General features: G+C 32.8%; 14 protein-coding genes. 6 read left to right on the top strand and 8 right to left on the bottom strand.

The annotated features are described in order from the left end of the window. The first annotated feature begins 55 nt into the window (after positions 1-55). Positions 56-511, top strand: coding sequence for a hypothetical protein (locus V6624_RS19955; protein WP_338839955.1), 456 nt, complete (start codon positions 56-58; stop codon positions 509-511). A 222-nt stretch (positions 512-733) separates the two neighbouring features. Here the strand turns inward: V6624_RS19955 and V6624_RS19950 are convergent, their stop codons facing one another. The 7 genes from V6624_RS19950 to V6624_RS19920 all read right to left on the bottom strand — a co-directional run bounded on the left by V6624_RS19950 (position 734) and on the right by V6624_RS19920 (position 8751). Then, positions 734-1498 (bottom strand): SDR family oxidoreductase, encoded by a 765-nt coding sequence (locus V6624_RS19950; protein WP_338839954.1) that lies wholly within the window; start codon positions 1496-1498, stop codon positions 734-736. A gap of 291 nt (positions 1499-1789) precedes the next feature. After that, a complete protein-coding gene (locus V6624_RS19945) occupies positions 1790-2512 on the bottom strand; it encodes an SDR family oxidoreductase (RefSeq protein ID WP_111289472.1) in 723 nt (240 codons plus the stop codon). 274 nt (positions 2513-2786) lie between these two features. Then, on the bottom strand, positions 2787-3710 hold the full coding sequence (locus V6624_RS19940) for a helix-turn-helix domain-containing protein (RefSeq protein WP_111289474.1): 924 nt from the start codon (positions 3708-3710) through the stop codon (positions 2787-2789). 194 nt (positions 3711-3904) lie between these two features. Further along, positions 3905-4465, bottom strand: a complete 561-nt coding sequence (locus V6624_RS19935; RefSeq protein ID WP_111289476.1) for a 2'-5' RNA ligase family protein — start codon at positions 4463-4465, stop codon at positions 3905-3907. A gap of 14 nt (positions 4466-4479) precedes the next feature. Continuing rightward, the gene (locus V6624_RS19930; RefSeq protein WP_111289478.1) at positions 4480-6741 is read right to left on the bottom strand and encodes a CocE/NonD family hydrolase; all 2262 of its coding nucleotides are present in this window, start codon (positions 6739-6741) and stop codon (positions 4480-4482) included. Between the two features lie 117 nt (positions 6742-6858). Then, entirely contained in the window at positions 6859-7173 is a 315-nt protein-coding gene (locus V6624_RS19925) for a hypothetical protein (RefSeq protein WP_111289480.1), read from the bottom strand. 546 nt (positions 7174-7719) lie between these two features. Continuing rightward, a complete protein-coding gene (locus V6624_RS19920; RefSeq protein ID WP_111289482.1) occupies positions 7720-8751 on the bottom strand; it encodes a helix-turn-helix domain-containing protein in 1032 nt (343 codons plus the stop codon). A gap of 188 nt (positions 8752-8939) precedes the next feature. On the opposite strand from V6624_RS19920, the gene V6624_RS19915 reads away from it, so the two are divergent. The 3 genes from V6624_RS19915 (at position 8940) to V6624_RS19905 (ending at position 13995) form a co-directional block, all read left to right on the top strand. Beyond that, a complete protein-coding gene (locus V6624_RS19915; RefSeq protein WP_239455721.1) occupies positions 8940-11252 on the top strand; it encodes a TonB-dependent receptor in 2313 nt (770 codons plus the stop codon). A gap of 24 nt (positions 11253-11276) precedes the next feature. Next, complete coding sequence (locus V6624_RS19910) at positions 11277-12509, top strand: DUF4374 domain-containing protein (RefSeq protein ID WP_111289486.1); 1233 nt, start codon at positions 11277-11279, stop codon at positions 12507-12509. A 73-nt stretch (positions 12510-12582) separates the two neighbouring features. Continuing rightward, positions 12583-13995, top strand: coding sequence for a PepSY-associated TM helix domain-containing protein (locus V6624_RS19905; protein ID WP_111289488.1), 1413 nt, complete (start codon positions 12583-12585; stop codon positions 13993-13995). An 88-nt stretch (positions 13996-14083) separates the two neighbouring features. Here V6624_RS19905 and V6624_RS19900 read toward each other — a convergent pair whose 3' ends face one another. Beyond that, on the bottom strand, positions 14084-15022 hold the full coding sequence (locus tag V6624_RS19900) for an alpha/beta hydrolase (protein WP_111289490.1): 939 nt from the start codon (positions 15020-15022) through the stop codon (positions 14084-14086). 407 nt (positions 15023-15429) lie between these two features. Between V6624_RS19900 and V6624_RS19895 the strand changes: the two genes are divergently transcribed. Next, on the top strand, positions 15430-16896 hold the full coding sequence (locus V6624_RS19895) for an MFS transporter (protein ID WP_111289492.1): 1467 nt from the start codon (positions 15430-15432) through the stop codon (positions 16894-16896). Between the two features lie 98 nt (positions 16897-16994). After that, complete coding sequence (kduI, locus tag V6624_RS19890; RefSeq protein WP_111289494.1) at positions 16995-17834, top strand: 5-dehydro-4-deoxy-D-glucuronate isomerase; 840 nt, start codon at positions 16995-16997, stop codon at positions 17832-17834. The last annotated feature ends 1 nt before the right edge of the window (position 17835 follow it).

Genomic DNA, 17835 nt, shown 5'->3' with positions numbered 1-17835 from the left:
TAAAATTGTAAGAAAAATACTTTTGTTTTAGTTTTGTGTTTTTAAAACCAAAACAATGAAAAACATTCTTTTATTAGCCTTTTTTATTTATAGTCATTTTCTAATAGGTCAAAACGCAACTTTAGTACCGCCTGAAAATATTAGAACAGCATTTGAGAATCAATATCCAAAAAAGAAACCAATTTGGGATATTGAATACAGCAGTAAAAATGACGATGTTATTTTTGAAGCAAAATTTAATGAAACACCAAAAACAATAGCTTTTGCCAGATATGACAAAAATGGAAATTTTAAAGCCTACAAAGGACAGATACTTTTGAATAAACTGCCAAAGAAAGCACAAACATATCTTAAAGCGAATTATCCTGTAAAGTCTTTAAAACAGTTTTTTGCTGTAAATGATAATTTAAATGTACGCACATACGAAGCCGCAGTTATTAAAGATTCAAAATTTTATAATGTAATTTTTGATCAAGACGGCGAATTTTATAAAAGAGTCCAAATAAGGTAAAACTGCTTACTAATTCAAATATTATTTGAAATGACAAACCCGATAAGTTTTAAAGCTTATCGGGTTTTGTTTTTTTTTTATGAATTATGAATTATGAGTTATGAATTATGAATTATGAATTATGAGTTATGAGTTATGAGTTATGAGTTATGAGTGAGATAATTACCACCAACCACCAACAATTAACCATCAACAATCAACCATTAACCATTAACAATTAATTTAAAGCATCATTCCGCCAGAAGCTTCAATTCTTTGAGCGTTTACCCAGCGCGCATCTTCTGAACATAAAAAGGCAACAACACCGCCAATATCATCAGGAAGACCAACTCTTCCTAAAGCTGTTACAGAAGCAATTTGCTGATTCATTTGCTCATTGTCACGAACTACACCGCCTCCAAAATCAGTTTCAATTGCACCAGGCGCAACTACGTTTGCTCTAATTTTTCTTGCGCCCAATTCTTTGGCCTGATATTTTGTCAAAGTTTCAATGGCACCTTTCATAGAAGCGTAAGCTGCGTAACCTGGGAATGAAAATCTTGCTAAACCAGTTGAAATGTTTACAATTCCGCCGCCATCATTCATTACATTAAGTCCTTTTTGAGTTAAGAAAAAAGGCCCTTTAAATTGAATATTAGTCAATTGATCAAATTCTGCTTCTGTTGTTCCGATGAAAGAATTATGAATTCCAATTCCTGCATTGTTTATTAAAAAGTCGAATTTATCAGTTTTAAAAGTGTTTTTTAAAGTAGTTTCTACTTCTTTAAAGAATGAATCAAAAGTGCTCGATTCGGCTACGTTTAATTGTAATGAAGCTGCTTTTTGACCTAAACTTTCAATCTCTGAAACTACAGCGTCGGCTTCATCTTTTTTACTGTTGTATGTGATAATTACATCAAGTCCTTTTTTTGCAATTGCAATTGCCATATTTTTTCCTAAACCTCTGCTACCGCCTGTAACTAGAGCTATTTTTGTATTTACTGCCATTTTTATAATTGTTAATTGTGAATGGTTAATTGTGAATTAATTACTTGCTTTTTTTGTTGTCAGTCTGAGCGAAGTCGAAGACCCTTTACGGCACCAATGTCCTTCGACTACGCTCAGGAGGACAAATCGTTGAGTTTATTTTTTAAACACATAGAAACATAGATTTTATTTCTCTTTTAAAAGATTACTTAAAGAAACTAGTTTCTAACACATAGCTATGTGTATTTATAGAAAGTGAAATGCCAAATGTTTTATCTTTTCAATTAACAATTCACCATTTATAATTTACCATTAATTATGCATTGCATTAAAATGATTTCTCAATTCTTCTGCGCTTGCGTTTAATCTTGTTTCGCTTGTGCCGAAAGTCAGTTCTTGTCTGCCTTCTTTTAGTTGTTCGAAAATAGATTCGATAAAACTGCTTACGCTTGGATGTGCGTCGTGAAGACCAATTCCGCCTAAATCGGTATTTAATGCTGGCGGAATAATTTCGATTACTTCAATGTTTTTTTCCTTTAATAAATGACGAAGTGAAAGCGTAAACGAACGGAAAAATGCTTTTGTAGCCGAATAAACTGGAACTTTTGCAAATGGCGAAAACGCCAATCCAGAAGTTGTATTCATTACTGTTTTTAGAGATGGTAACTGAATAAATAATGAAGTTAAATGTAAAGGAGCTTCAATATTTGTAGTAAGCTCATTTTTCATGTTTTCATAAAAAGCGGCATCAGTTATGCTCATCCAATTTTGAATTCCAGCATTGTTTACTAAAACATTTAAGTCTGGATGATTTGCTGTAATCCATTCGTAAAGTGCAATGCGTTCTTCTTCTAAAGATAAATCGCATACTTTAGTAATAATACTTGGAAACTTAGCTTTTACTTCCTCTAAAAGAGAAGCTCTTCTTCCGCAAATAATTACAGTATTATTTTCTTGAATGAATCGTTCGGCAAGTCCAAGTCCGATACCGCTTGCACCGCCAGTTATTAAGATTTTGTTGTTTGATAAATTCATTTTTTCGATCTTTTAATTTGATGAGACAAAGGTAGGAGCGAAGTAGACTTGGGGAGTTGTAAATATCAAACCGATGTTTGCGAAATTCAAATCAATTGTAAAATTCAAATAATAAAATTCCAAATTCCAAAACTCATTTCTTGTCTTCCTGAGCGAAGTCGAAGGACACACACAGTATGGCGAACTGAATGGATCAAGCATGCGATCCTTCTCCCGAAGCCTCGGGATCGCTCAGGAAGACAAGCTTTGTAAAATAATCTAAAATCTAAAATATCTAACTCCTAAAAGCAATCGGCGTAAAGGAAGTTTGTTTTTTAAAGAAATTAGAAAAATGCGCTAATTCTTCAAAACCAAGAGAATAAGCTATTTCAGAAATATTCCAATCGGTTTGTTTTAAAAGTATTTTGGCTTCGTTTGTTAGTCGGTTGCTGATTAATTCGGTTGTGGTTTTTCCGGTGTTTTCCTTTAAAACCTTATTTAAATGATTCACATGAACGGATAAACGTGCAGCGAAATCTTTTGCCGTTCTTAATTCCAATCTTTGATTTGGCGATTCAATAGGGAATTGTCTTTCTAGTAATTCAGCAAATAAAGAAGAAACTCTTGCTGCCGAATTGTGCTTAGAATACAATGCTGTAATAGGCTGTAATTTTTGCCCGAAGTGGATTAATTCAGCCACATAATTTCGAATTAAATCATATTTATAAATATAATCAGAATTAATTTCTTTTTGTATCTTTTTGAAAATCAAAGCTACTTCTTCCACTTCTTCATCTGATAACTGAAAAATTGGATAACCATCTGAAGCAAAAATAGGAAGTTCATCCAGATCGATTCCGCTTTTGCTTTTAGATAAAAATTCGCTGGTAAAAACACAAAACTGTCCGCCTTGATTAGTATCTTGCGGTAAATAATTGTACGGAATTTTTGGTGTTGCAAATAACAATCCCTGTTTTTCGATTTCGATTACTTTATCGGCATATTCAGCTTTATTGTGACCTCTAATTAAACTTATTTTGTAATACGCTCTGCGGTCATAAGGCATTCCAGGCTTTCCTTTCATGCGTTCCAAAAGTTCTTTAATATCAAAAACATTAAAATGCCCAATTTCTTTCTGAATGTCGTTTGGCAATAATGAATTGGGATCAACTGTTGAGCCTTCGGTAATATCTTGGTAAAATGAATCTAAGGATTTCATATAAGTGAATTGCGAAATTCAAATATACGACTTTTTTTGCACGCAGATTTAAACAGATAATAGCATATTTTGTTTTCACTTTTTGTCATCCTGAGGAACGAAGGATCACACTTGAGATTCGCCAAAGATTGACTACTTTATGGAGTTTCTTGTGTGATCCTTCGTTCCTCAGGATGACAAGATTGTGTAAAAAACTAAAACAAACTTCCTTGAACAAACTCAGGTTCTGGATTGCTTCCAAAAGGAAAAGTATCCATTACAAAAAACTGTTTTACTTTGGGATCAAATTCCCTTAAAACAATTTCATTACATTCAAATTGAAGATCAATTGCTGTAAAAAGTTCAGATGCTATTTTAAGATTTTCGGGAGTTAATCTTCTTCCGATTGACATATGCGGTTCGTCACTTTTTTTGAGTTTTAAAGACTTTAGAGTTTCATGAATCTTTTTCATGATAGGCACTAAATTATTTTTAGAATCTTCATTTACACCAATAAAGAAAGCACCAGCATTCGGAAAAGAATCAAAGTGATTTAAAGACACTTGGAAAGGCGTAAAAGTATCCGAAATTTTAGAAAGTTTTTGTTTGATTAAATCGAACTCAGATTCATCGATTGTAAATTCACAAATTGTAATATGTGCTTCAGAATTGCAGCTGTTGTACCAATTGATTTTGCTTTTTAAAAAGTCTTTCAATTTTTTAACAGGCTCAACTAATGCTTTAGAATAAAATACAACCGAATATGTTTTCTCCATTTGATAAAACTATTTTACAATTTTAAAATCGGAATTGTAATGGTGCTGTCAGAATACCATTTTATTTGTAAAGGCTCTTTAGCATCAGCAATAGTTTCATCGCTAACATTTTTACCAGAACCGTAATTAACTTCCCAGTTTGGATTTTTGTTAACGCCTAATACGATTACAATTGAGCTTCCTTTTTCTAATTCTTTTGAAATTATAAAGGTTTGTTCAATGTCAATTGTTTCTATTTTATTAGGAGTCAATAATTGTCTTTTGGTTCTGTCTTTTGCAAAACTAGCTCTTTGTAAATTGTTGGTTAAAGCAAAATATTGATCTTTTGCTGTTTTTTCGTAAAGCTGTATTTCGACATCAATGTCTTTTTTGTTGGTGCTTATTTTTAACGATGTTTTTAATGAACCGCTTATTATAGTTGAATTTTCAAGTGGGTCGCTTTCAAAAACTAATAGATGTTTTTCTGGTTTAAAAATCGAATCTATAACTTTAGGAAAACCATTTACGTAGTCATCATTATAGATATTAATTTCAGATCGATCTGTTAAATCAACAGTTTGGTTAATAGCAATGGCCTTTTTTGGAGCTGTTTTTTGTAATGAATATTTAGAATTGTTATTGCTTAGATAAAAGGTTAAGTTTTCATTGTGCATTTTGTCTAAAGAAGAAACACTTTTCCATTCATTTTTACCCATAATTTCAAAGTTTACTTTGTCCTTCAAAATTTCAGGACGTTTTGCACCTTTCAAGATATGATCAAACCATTCAAAAATAATGGCATTAATTGGAATATTTGCCGCCTCATCGATGGTATAACCGCCTAATTCTTTTCGCGGAGTTCCTTGTGAACCGCCATGATCATACGGCCCGATTATGAGATAATAATTGTCGCTTTTATTATATTTTTGATACTGATTGTAATAGTACATCGCTCCAAGCTGATCGTCATCGTAATAACCTGTTGTGCTTAGAATTGGGATATTAATATTAGCAAAAGCTTCTTTTTGAGGCGTCATATTTTGCCAGTAGCTGTCATAAGCTGGATGTTCCAACCATCTTTGAAATAAAGGAGAAGGATTGCCTTCAATTTTGTCTAAGGAACCGAAGCTTGCTCCAGTTTTATAATATTGAGTGAAAACTTCATCCCATTTTTTGCTGTTTAAAAAGCTATTGAGATCTGTTAGTTTTGTATTGGTAACCAGATGAATCCATTTTAAAGCATAACTCATAAAAATGCCGTTTTGCATAGGAAAATCAATTCCAGCTCCTACCGAAACCAAAGGCACAATTGTCTTTAAGGCAGGATGTACTTTTTTTACAGCGCTCCATTGGCTAAAGCCTAAATAACTGCCACCGTATAATCCAATTTTACCGTTGCACCACGGTTGTTTGCTAACCCAATCCAAAATATGATACGCATCGTCGCCATCGTGTTCGTAAGGTTCTATTGGATCATTGCTTAAACGTTTGCCTCGTGTATTGGCAACAAAACCAACATAGCCCATATTCGCAATTTCTTTGCAGTCGCTTACTTCATTTCCTGCATAGATATTATATTTCATTACAACGGGCTGTGGTTCGGATACATTTTTAAGTCTGACCATAGTGGCAGAAATTGTACTTCCGTTTGGCAATGTAATAATAATATCACGATCTATTATGTAAGTTTCAGCTTCTATTTTTGCAATTATTTTATGAGCGAGAGAAAGTGTTTTGCTTAAAATAAAATAGCGTGAATATTGTCGGCATAATTGCGCAGCATTTTCTACACTAATGCTGTCATTATCACGAACCGCTTTTAACTGTGTTTCAAAATCGTTTTTAATGTCGGATAGTTTTAATTCATAATATCCTTCAGCCCAGCTTTTTCCATCTGTATTGAAAGTATTGTATAATTTGTAAAACTCAGCTGTGAAGACTTTTTCAAAATCAGATTTTGTTTTAGGCTCTTTTAAAGCTGTTTTTCCATAAGTTTTGTAAACAAATCCTAAAGGTCTGTTGGCAATACTGTCTCCTAAAATTTCTTGCGAATAGGTTACAAAAGTCTCATGCATTCCTTTAAAATCTCCTGCAACAGATTGTATTCTAGAATAATAGTCTAAGTAGGAAGCCCTGCTTGGATTTTTATAAAGCGGCAGTACCTTTTTGGCAAGAAGCGGCATGTTTTTGCTGAGAGTCAGACTGTCTTTGTAATTGTTTTTTTCAAAATAGATTTTTTGTGAAGTTCCTATTTGAAAGGAAAAACAAATTAATAAAAGAATGATGCTTTTTTTCATCTTAAGAAACTTACTTTTTGAGGTATTGGTTTAAATTTGTGTTCTCAAAAGTAGCATAAATTTCTTATAATTGACAAGCGGATTTTCATTATGTTTAAAAGAAGAAAAATATGGCAGCTAAATTTTTCCTTTTAGATGTAATCTATGCAGAATTTCAGATTTTAACAAACCGCTTCCTCCTCCAAAATGTTCAATGACTTCAACATCTGGCTGATGTTTTAAACAGAAAGATGTAAATTCTTTTTCGACATGATCTTCGATCGCAGAACTCAAAAGTACGATGTCAATTTTGTTATTTTGAAAATATTCTTGAGCTTCTTTTTCGTTATTAAAAGCAACTCCGTTCCAGTTTTCATCTGCATTGACAAGACGAAGTAAAATTGCCAATATTGCTTCGTTTTTTCCAAGTAATAAGAATTGTAAAGTTTTCATTTTTTTAAGGTTCTAAGATACTAATGCACTAAGTTTCTGAGCTTTTAATTATCTGATTGATAAATTCTCTCTTTATCTAATCAACATTGGTTACAAATGTAGGCAGGATTTAGAAAATCAAGACTTAATCTAGAACAAGAAATGTAGTTTTTTCGCTTCTTTTGAGGAAAATTTTTTAAAAAATGAGAATTTTCTTTTGCGAAAGTTTTGTTAAATAAAAAAATGAAATATTCTGCTGTACAATTAATTAGCTCTTTTGTGATGAGTTTGATTCCATTATTTTTTATTTAATGAGGAAAACCGTAATGTATTCTCTTTTAAGCTTTATACTTTTGAACTGTAGAAATCTTGAAACTAGTGGCATTTTTACCTTTTTAAATGTCATGTAATGTTTCTAGAGCTGTTTTTGGAGAAACATTTTTACAACGAATTTGGCATATTCATTTGATCGTGGGTACTTGTATAAGAGTTTGCATTATACATTAATGTCTAATTTTTTTTGGGTTTTAAGATTAGGTCGACGGACATAATTTTAAAACCCTTTTTTTATATAAAAAATGAAAGACCAAAGAGCCAGAATTGAATTACATCGGTATTGATTTTAAACTTTTGAGGTGAGAATCCATAGTAGCTTTTAAATGCTGCCGAAAAATGGGAAACATCTTTATAACCACATTTATAAGCAGCTTCAGTTACTGTTGCTTTTTTATTTTGAAACAATTCTTTGGCATGCTCCATTCTCAGTTTGATGATATAACTTTTAACGGTTGTACCAAAACAAGTTTTAAATCCCTTTTTTAGTTTGAATTCGTTTAGCGAAATAAGTCTGGAAAGTTCAGGTAGAGTAGGTGTGTTTCGATAATCGTTGTCTATTATTTTTTTTGCTTCTAATAATTTGTTGTAATGTTCTTCGTCAATCTTATCTATTGCTAAAGGCTTAATAATTAAGCTTTCAAGTTGATGAATTAAAAGTTCTTTTATTTTACTTTCAATATAAATTCTTTTTAAAACACCTTGTCTTGTACAGCTTTTTATTTCGTGTGTTACCCACTGAATGGCAGGTGTAAAAGGAAGATATTTTGTAGTTAAATAACTAGATTGTTTTTGAAGTATTTTTTTAGAAAACTTTTCATGAAGCTGCCAGTCTTCATTGATAATATTATAATAAAACTCTTTAGAAAGTATGATCGAAAGATAATTTGTCGGAGTAGAGGCAGGAATTTTAAAGGAAGCTTTGAAATCACTAGTATAGAAAATGTTATGAGTGTTTTCTCTAGAATATTTTTCGCTTTCTAATTGATCAATTTGGGTTTCTACGTTACTGCTATAGATAAAATTCATTACTACAGATTCTTCGTTGATTTCAAAGTTAACAGTTTTAGGACTTGAGAAATACATTTCAGTATCCAAAAGAACTAATCCTTCGGTTATCCAATGGCGACTTATAATTTTCTCTGAATCTCCATTTTGGATATTTATGTTTTCCTCGGTTAAAATGCTTTTGGGGTAATATTTGTCTCCAATTTGAATTTTAATTATAGGTGTTTCTGGCGTTAAAAGAGTGGCTTTGATTTTCAAAATTTAATCCGTTTTTACAAAATAATAATCCGTTTTTCCCTATCTTTTTTTAAGACGTTGATGGTACTTTTGTAGCAAAGTTATTTATAATTAGTCTAATTAAAGATATGTCAACTCGAAAAATTTTATTTGCCTGTTTGTTTTTTTTATTTACGTTCGTATCATTTTCCCAGCAAAATCAAGGCTTTATGGTGTCTGGAAAAGTTGTTGAAAATTCTGGAGAGACAATTCCGTTTGCAACGGTTATTATTGAAAAAACGGATTTAAGTGTGATTTCCGATGAAAATGGGAATTATATTTTCAAAAATGTAGCACCAGGAAAATATGCTCTAAAAATTTCCGCAATCGGGTTTGCAGTTCAGAAAAAACAGATCGAAGTTTCGGCAAGTAATTTAGATGTTTCGATTAAAATGGAAAGTGAATTGCAAGAGTTAGAAAGTGTAACTGTACTTGGAAGATCTCAAACAGAAAAAGTAAATAAACAAGCTTACAGTGTAACTGCAATAGATGCTAGAAAGCTTCACAATTCAACTTTAGATTTATCTCATGCATTAGATCGCGTTTCGGGTGTGCGTAACCGTGAAGCGGGTGGAGTAGGTTCTAGATCGGAGCTTTCGATTAATGGATTTTCAGGAAATCAGATTAAAGTTTTTATTGACGGAGTTCCGATGGATAATTTTGGATCTTCTTTTCAGATGAATAATATTCCGATCAATTTAGCTGATCGTGTAGAAGTTTATAAAGGTGTTGTGCCAATTTGGTTGGGTGGAGACGCTTTAGGCGGAGCCATTAATATTGTAACAAATAGTAAACCTAGAACTTTTATTGACGCTTCTTATTCGTTCGGATCATTTAATACACATCGTTCAAGTATTAATGCTGGATATACTGCAAAAAGCGGTTTTACAACAGAAATTAATGCTTTTCAAAACTATTCAGATAATAATTATTGGGTAAATGTTGATGTCGCAGATTTAAATACTGGAGCTTATTTTCCGAACCAGAGAGTGAGACGTTTTCACGATAAATACCGTAATGAAACCGTGATTTTCAACATTGGAATAACTGGAAAAAAATACGCGGATAAATTAATGATCGGATTTACCGGTGGTGAAAACAAAGCAGATATTCAAACCGGAGCCAGAATGGTAAGCGTTTTTGGTCAGATTTATAGAAAAGGAAGTATTGTAATGCCAACTTTGAAATATCAGGTTAGAGATTTATTTACAAAAGGGCTGAATGTAAATGTTACAGGAAATTACAATTTTGGTTACGAACAGAATATAGATACTGTTTTTAGAAGATACAATTGGTTTGGCGATTATAAAGAATATGATGGCGATGGAGGAGAAAGAAGCCGAACACTCCGCAAGTTTTACAATAATAATGGTGTGGCAACGGCCAATGCTACTTATACACTTAATGACAGACATTCGTTTATGGTCAATAATACGTTTAATACGTTTGATCGTAAGGAAAGTGACGAATTAGTTCCAGAATCTTTGGTGTATAAACAGCCTAAGAAAACGCAAAAAAACGTTTTGGGATTAGGTTATAAATTAGATTACAATCAAAAATGGAGTACTTCTTTATTTTTAAAAGATTACTCATTAAAAACTACTTATTCAAGAAGTTATAATCCGTCTGGAAATACAGGAGATATTGCTTATCAAAAATATGTAGATCACACTTCTACAACAGGATATGGCGCTGCTACGAGTTATTATTTAAGACATAATCTTCAGATTAAAGCTTCTTATGAAAAGACTTATAGACTTCCAACTCCAGAGGAAATCTTTGGTAATGTCAATGACAATTTAGAAGGAAACCTTTCTTTAAAACCTGAAACAAGTAACAACTACAATTTAGGAGCAAGCTATCAGACAAGTTTTAATGAAAAAAACGCCTTGTCATTTGATGTGAATCTTTTGCATAGAAATGCCACTGACTTTATTCGTGCGACATTAAACAATAATCAAACCATGACCACAAATGTCAACCAAGGAAAAGTGACGAATTATGGTATTGATGGCGAAATTAGATATTCATACAGCAATCGTTTTACAGCTGGTTTGAATACGACTTATCAAAATATTCGAAACATGACCGAATATGAGCCAGATCAAAATTATGTATCTCCATTTTATAAAGACAGAATTCCAAATATGCCTTATTTGTTTGGAAATGCAGATGCTACAATGTTCTTTAATAATGTTTGGAAAAAAGGTAACAATTTGTCTGTAGGCTATAATCTGCTATATGTTCACACGTATTATTTGTCATGGCCAAGCATGGGAAGCAAGGACAGTAAACTAGAAATTCCGCAACAATTCAGCCACGATTTAAATGCGGTTTATACAATGGCAAACGGAAAATACAATATCGCTTTAGAATGTAAAAATCTTTTAGATAATAAGCTTTACGACAATTTTTCATTGCAAAAACCAAGCAGAGCTTTTTACATCAAGTTTAGATATTATTTCAGTAAATCAAACAATTAATTTTTAATACAAATACATAATACAATGAAAAAAAGTACCACATTAGCTTTATTATCAGCTGTTTTAGCTTTTACAGCTTTTTCTTGCAGCAGTGATTCTGATAAATCAGGAGGAGAAACTGGCGGAGGAACCGATACTGGGAAAACGAAATATATTATTACTGCAACAACTGGAGCTGCAGGAATTGCAGATTATTTATTGACTGCAGACGATGTTTCAACTGGAACAATTACAACTACAGGAAACGGATTGGAGCAAGACGGAACGTATCGTTACTATATTACAGCACAAAATAATTTCTTCAGTTTGCTTTACGGACAAGGAAATCCAGGAGCTGTAACAACTTATAATTTAAATTCAGAAGGAAAATTAGTTAAGAAATCTGATTTTCAAGCGGAAACTGTACATGTGTTCGCGGCTGTAAATACGGATATTTTGACAGTTAAAGTTCCAAGAAGCGGTGCTTCAATTGCTTCAATGTATAAAATTGATGCTGTAAACTCACTTATTACGGGTGAAGCTCAACAAGATACTAAAGTATTAGCTGGGAATGGAGAAAGAGCTTTCTTTACTTGGGCAACTCAAGTGGGAGAAAAAGTGTATATGCCTTATATGAGTATTAAAGGAGACGGAGTAGATAACTTTGGAACTGCAAATCCAGATAGTACTTGGGTTGCGGTTTATAACTACCCAGAATTGAAATTAGAAAAAGTAATCAAAGATAACAGAACAAGTTATTTAGGAGCTTATTTCACAAACGGATTATTTCAGGATGAAAATGGAGATGCTTACGGTTTCTCAGGTGCAATCGCTACGAGCAATTCTGTAATGACTTCTACAAAACCTTCAGCTGTTGTTAAAATCAAAAAAGGAACTACAGAGTTTGATCAATCGTACTTCTTTAACGTTCAAGAAAAATCTGGCGGATATAAAATTTCTTCTACAACTTATATTTCAAAAGGTAAATTCTTACTGTTAATGTACGGAAATGTTGGAAAAAATAGCGGAACTGTAAAAATGGCAATTGCTGATGTTTACAACCAAACATTTACTTGGGTAACAAATGCTCCAGAAACATTAACTTCTGTAACAAGCCGTTACAACATTACTTCAGAAGATGGAAGTTCTGCAATTGTGGGTATCAATACTCCTGACGGAAACTGGATTTACTCAATCAACGGTACAACTGCTGTTGCAACAAAAGGTATGAAAGTTGAAGGCGGACAAATTACTGCAATTCAAAAATTGAAATACTAATATTTTTTTACTGTAAGTCCTTATTTTATGAGGGCTTACAGTTTTTTCATTTATCCTATTTATCTATCCAATTATGTTTTCTTCTTCAAAACCGAATAATAAGAAAAAAAGTAAAAAGTCGCTTTTTAAGCGTATTATGGCCTGGCTGCATTTGTGGCTCGGTTTGGCATCTGGAATCATTGTAGTAATTGTCAGTCTAACAGGCTGTATTTATGTTTTTGAAAATGAAATTAAAGATTTTATTGAAGACTGGCGTTTTGTAAAACCTCAGAAAGAAGCATTTTTGCTGCCTTCGCAATTAGTCTCAATTGCTGATAAAAAAATGAAAGACAAAAAAGCTACAAGTGTCACTTTTGGCGCAAAAGATGAAGCTGCAATTGTTGGTTATTTTGTGGAGAAAAAAGAAGAAGGCGAAAAAGGAGAACGAGGAGAGAAAAGAGGAGAAAGAAAAAAAGACTTTGCTAAAAACGGAAACGGAAAAGGAAAATTTGCTGAAAAAGGCAAAGGAAAAGGAAAGGGAGAAAAACCTAAAGGAGGCCGAAGATCTGGAACTTTTATCAGTGTTTACATGAATCCGTATACAGGAGAAATATTAAATGTAAAATCTGTTTCTAGAAGTGATTCGCCAGATTTTTTCAGATGGATATTAAACGGACATCGCGCCTTATGGCTTCCTTATGATATTGGAAGACCAATCGTTGGAGTCGCAGTTTTGATTTTTGTAGTGTTATTAATTTCGGGTATCGTTTTATGGTGGCCAACAAAATGGATTAAATCTATTATTGATAAAAGTTTTAAAATTAAATGGGATGCCAGCTTTAAACGTGTCAATTATGATATGCATAATGTGCTTGGCTTTTACAGCTGTATATTCCTGTTTTTTATTTCCGTAACGGGCTTAGTATGGAGTTTTGGATGGTGGAGTAAATCATTGTATTGGGTCACATCTGGAGGAAAACCGTTGACTGAAAACCGTGAATCTCCAAAATCTGACACAACTAATGTGAAGGAATTCAATATCACAACAGCAGATAAAGTTTTATTGAATTTAAGAAAAGAAAATCCGCAGGCATCTGGAATTTTAATTAGTATTCCCGCAAAACCTGCAGACCCAATTGGAGCTTTTGTTTACAAGCAAAAGAATACCTATTACAATATGGATCGTTATAGTTATGATCAGCAGAGTTTGAAAGAAATCTCGATTAAAACGCCTTTTTCGGGAAAGTATATTGAGGCCAATATTCCAGATAAAATCCGACGTATGAATTATGACATTCATGTTGGAAGCGTTCTTGGATTAACAGGGAAATTTATTGCATTTTTTGCCAGTTTAATTTCGGCGAGCTTACCCATTACAGGTTTTATTGTTTGGTGGGGAAAACAGAAATTTGGTAAAAAGAAACCTGCTGCACAACCAAAAACAGCAAGCAAAGCAATTCCTGTCCCTAAATTGAAAAATACAGCAGAACAAGAAGTTACTGCTTAAAGATATTGAAAAGGTTTTTTCATTCCTTTTTGTTTTTTTTTTTTTTGATCAAAAGGCAAAACTTGTAAAAGTTTTGCCTTTTTTTATTTTAGTTATAACCGTTTGCTTTTAGCCATTCTTCGCAGTCTCTGGTCCAGAATTTATTAGTGTCGCTAATGCCTAAACCAAATCCGTGACCACCTTTTTCGTAGATGTGTAATTCCGCTGAAACGCCATTTTTCTTTAATGCTAAATAATAGTTGATGCTATTTTCTGGAATAACTACAGTATCATCTGTAGCATGAATTAAGAAAGTTGGAGGCGTTTGTGCGGTAACTTTCTTTTCGTTTGAAAATGAATCTATTAACTCTTTTGAAGGATTGTTTCCAAGCAAATTGATTTGAGAACCTTTATGTGTGATTTCGTTTTCCATTGAAATTACTGGATAAATCAGCAACGAAAAGTCTGGACGAGCACTTACTTTAAAAGCAGATTCATAAACTTTGTCATCGTAATGCGTTGAAGCTGTAGATGCTAAATGTCCTCCAGCTGAAAATCCTAAAATTCCAATTTTATTAGGATCAATATTCCATTTTGCTGCATTTTGTCTTACATAGCGAATGGCTTCCTGAGCATCTTGTAACGGACCAACATTTTTATTTTTCATCGTTAAATCAGTTGGCATGCGGTATTTCAATACAAAAGCTGTAATTCCTAAGCTATTGAACCATTCAGCTACTTTTGTTCCTTCTTTGTCAAATGCCAAATGTGTGTAACCGCCTCCTGGACAAATCACAACAGCAGTTTGATTTCTTTTTGTTTCTTTCGGAATAAAAATGCTTAAAGTAGGTACAGAGACCTGACTTGTACTTTGCATTTTTCCATCTTTCAGTTCTGGTTTTTCTTTATAATCAGGAGCTTTTATTTCATCAGGAATTTTATTCCACAACGGAATTACCTGATTTTGCGCGTTAACGGTAAATATTCCCGAAAATAGAAAAAAACTAAATGTAATTTTTCTTAAAGATTGTGTTTTTGTATTTTTCAATTTAATTATAATTATTTGGTTTACAATTAGTTGTTTTGTTTAGGTTCTAAAAATGAGAGAACTAAAAAGGTTTAATAAAAATAGGTAAAAATAAGCGTTAAAAGTATCAAGTTTAGGACAATTTTACCCCATAAAAAGGATAATTTTAGCCTATTGGCTTTTAACAAATATATTGTTTAATGTGTAATTTTGTATTATTTTTTTTGCTTAATATGTTTATTTAGTCACTTTAAATAATTTTATATATAATTTATTTGGATTATACAGATTAAAAACTATATTTGTGCAATCGATTACATTATTTCTTTCATAGAATGTTAATTTGTTGATTTTAATATTTTTAGAAAGATGTAAATAGAACTATCTCACAATTACCAAAAATTACAAAACTATAATCTCAACTTACTATGAATCAAACCGAAACCGTTGCAGTAAATCAGAGTGTTAAAACTACCGGTAAATACCGTTGGAGTATTTGCGCCTTATTATTTTTTGCAACTACGATCAATTATCTGGACAGACAAGTGCTTTCTTTAACTTGGAGCGATTTTATTGCACCAGAATTTCACTGGACAAACAATGACTACGGAAATATCACTGCATTGTTTTCTATTTTTTATGCAGTTTCCTTACTGTTTGCTGGAAGATTTGTGGATTGGTTGGATACTAAAAAAGGATTTCTTTGGGCAATCGGAATTTGGTCTGTAGGAGCTTGCCTTCATGCATTTTGTGGAATTGCTACTTCAGGAATTATTACAGGAGAATGGTTTGTAGGGTTTCATGGTTCAAAAGAAATAATCAGTACAATAAGTGATACAGCTTTGGTAATCAATGTGAGTGTGGCGCTATTTATTTTTGCTCGTTTCGTTTTAGCAGTTGGAGAAGCAGGAAACTTCCCCGCAGCAATTAAAACTACAGCAGAATATTTTCCTAAAAAAGACAGAGCTTTTGCAACAAGTATCTTTAATGCAGGAGCAACAGTTGGAGCTTTAGCTGCACCAATTACAATTCCGTTTATTGCAAAATCTTTCGGTTGGGAAATGTCTTTCATTATTATTGGTGCTTTAGGATTTGTTTGGATGGGATTTTGGATGTTTATGTACGATAAACCAGAAAAACATTCAAGAGTAAGTGCAGAAGAATTAGCTTATATTCAGCAAGATGATATTGAAGATAGTAAAATAGGTTTTAAGCCTGAAGCTAAAGGAAAAGTGTCTTTGGCAGATTGTTTTAAATACAAACAAACGTGGGCGTTTGCGTTTGGTAAATTCATGACAGATGGTGTTTGGTGGTTCTTTTTATTTTGGACTCCAGCGTATTTAAGTTCTGTTTACGGAATGGATTCTACAGAAGCTGCATTCCCATTATTTGTACTTTATTTAATTACATTATTGTCAATTATTGGTGGATGGCTTCCAACGTTTTTCGTAGAGAAAAAAGGAATGAATCCGTATGAAGGAAGAATGAGAGCGATGCTAATTTTTGCATTTTTCCCATTATTAGCTTTAATCGCACAACCATTAGGTTACATTAGTTACTGGGTTCCAGTAATTATTATCGGAATTGCAGGAGCAGCGCACCAATCTTGGTCAGCAAATATTTTTACAACAGTTGGAGACATGTTTCCTAAAAAAGCAATTGCAACCATTACAGGAATTGGCGGTTTAGCAGGTGGAGTTGGTTCAACTTTAATTAATAAAGGATCGGGAGTTTTGTTTGATTATGCTAAAGAAACAGAAATGGTTTTTATGGGATTTAAAGGAATTGAAGCGGGTTATTTTATTATCTTTTCAATTTGTGCAATTTGTTACTTAACTGGTTGGATTGTAATGAAATCACTAGTTCCTAAATATGCTCCAATCACTGATCTATAAAGAAAAATTAGCATAATTGAAATAATTTTTCGATTTCAATTATGCTATTTAAATATAAAAATATAATTTTGTGCAATCGATTACATTAATTTAAAATTATGACAAAATATAGTTCAAGATACGCGTCAAGTCCAGAAGCAGTAAAAAAATATGATACACAGCAATTGAGAGAAGAGTTCTTAATTGATGACTTAATGCAGGAAGATGAAGTTGTATTGGTTTATTCGCATTACGACAGATACATTGCAGGTTCTGCAGTTCCTGTAAAAGGCGATTTAGCTTTAGAAACTATTGACCCTCTTAAAGCTCCTTATTTTTTAGAAAGAAGAGAATTAGGAATCATCAATGTTGGAGGAAGCGGTTCGGTTGTGGTAGAAGGAACAACTTATGAGTTAGGTTTTAAAGATGCTTTGTATATCGGAGCTGGAAATAAAGAGGTGGTTTTTAAAAGTTACGACAAAAACAATCCTGCTAAATTCTATTTGAATTCTGCACCAGCGCACACCAATTATCCAACTAAAAAAGTAAGTTTAGCTGAAGCGAATAAATTACAATTGGGAACTATGGAAACGGCAAATCACCGTACCGTAAACCAAATGATTATAGGAAGTGTGGTGACCACTTGCCAATTGCAAATGGGAATGACAGAATTGAAACCAGGAAGTGTTTGGAATACAATGCCGGCACACGTTCACGATCGTAGAATGGAGGTTTATTTTTATTTGGATATTCCAGAAAATCAGGCAGTTTGCCACTTTATGGGGCAGCCGCAGGAAACAAGACATATTTGGATGAACAATCATCAGGCAGTAATTTCTCCGCCTTGGTCTATTCACTCAGGTTCTGGAACTAGCAATTACACTTTTATCTGGGGAATGGCAGGTGAGAACTTAGATTACGGAGATATGGATGTTTGTAAAATCACTGATTTGAGATAAG

It is taken from the genome of Flavobacterium ginsenosidimutans (assembly GCF_037478105.1).
GTDB lineage: Bacteria > Bacteroidota > Bacteroidia > Flavobacteriales > Flavobacteriaceae > Flavobacterium > Flavobacterium ginsenosidimutans.
The sequence above is the reverse complement of the archived record's forward strand: the minus strand, read 5'-3'. Positions and strand labels throughout refer to the sequence as shown.

Bases quoted from the DNA above. Each gene is read 5' to 3' on its own strand.
- V6624_RS19955 (WP_338839955.1), top strand. From the start codon at position 56: ATGAAAAACATTCTTTTATTAGCCTTTTTTATTTATAGTCATTTTCTA.
- V6624_RS19950 (WP_338839954.1), bottom strand. From the start codon at position 1,498: ATGGCAGTAAATACAAAAATAGCTCTAGTTACAGGCGGTAGCAGAGGT.
- V6624_RS19945 (WP_111289472.1), bottom strand. From the start codon at position 2,512: ATGAATTTATCAAACAACAAAATCTTAATAACTGGCGGTGCAAGCGGT.
- V6624_RS19940 (WP_111289474.1), bottom strand. From the start codon at position 3,710: ATGAAATCCTTAGATTCATTTTACCAAGATATTACCGAAGGCTCAACA.
- V6624_RS19935 (WP_111289476.1), bottom strand. From the start codon at position 4,465: ATGGAGAAAACATATTCGGTTGTATTTTATTCTAAAGCATTAGTTGAG.
- V6624_RS19930 (WP_111289478.1), bottom strand. From the start codon at position 6,741: ATGAAAAAAAGCATCATTCTTTTATTAATTTGTTTTTCCTTTCAAATA.
- V6624_RS19925 (WP_111289480.1), bottom strand. From the start codon at position 7,173: ATGAAAACTTTACAATTCTTATTACTTGGAAAAAACGAAGCAATATTG.
- V6624_RS19915 (WP_239455721.1), top strand. From the start codon at position 8,940: ATGGTGTCTGGAAAAGTTGTTGAAAATTCTGGAGAGACAATTCCGTTT.
- V6624_RS19910 (WP_111289486.1), top strand. From the start codon at position 11,277: ATGAAAAAAAGTACCACATTAGCTTTATTATCAGCTGTTTTAGCTTTT.
- V6624_RS19905 (WP_111289488.1), top strand. From the start codon at position 12,583: ATGTTTTCTTCTTCAAAACCGAATAATAAGAAAAAAAGTAAAAAGTCG.
- V6624_RS19895 (WP_111289492.1), top strand. From the start codon at position 15,430: ATGAATCAAACCGAAACCGTTGCAGTAAATCAGAGTGTTAAAACTACC.
- kduI (WP_111289494.1), top strand. From the start codon at position 16,995: ATGACAAAATATAGTTCAAGATACGCGTCAAGTCCAGAAGCAGTAAAA.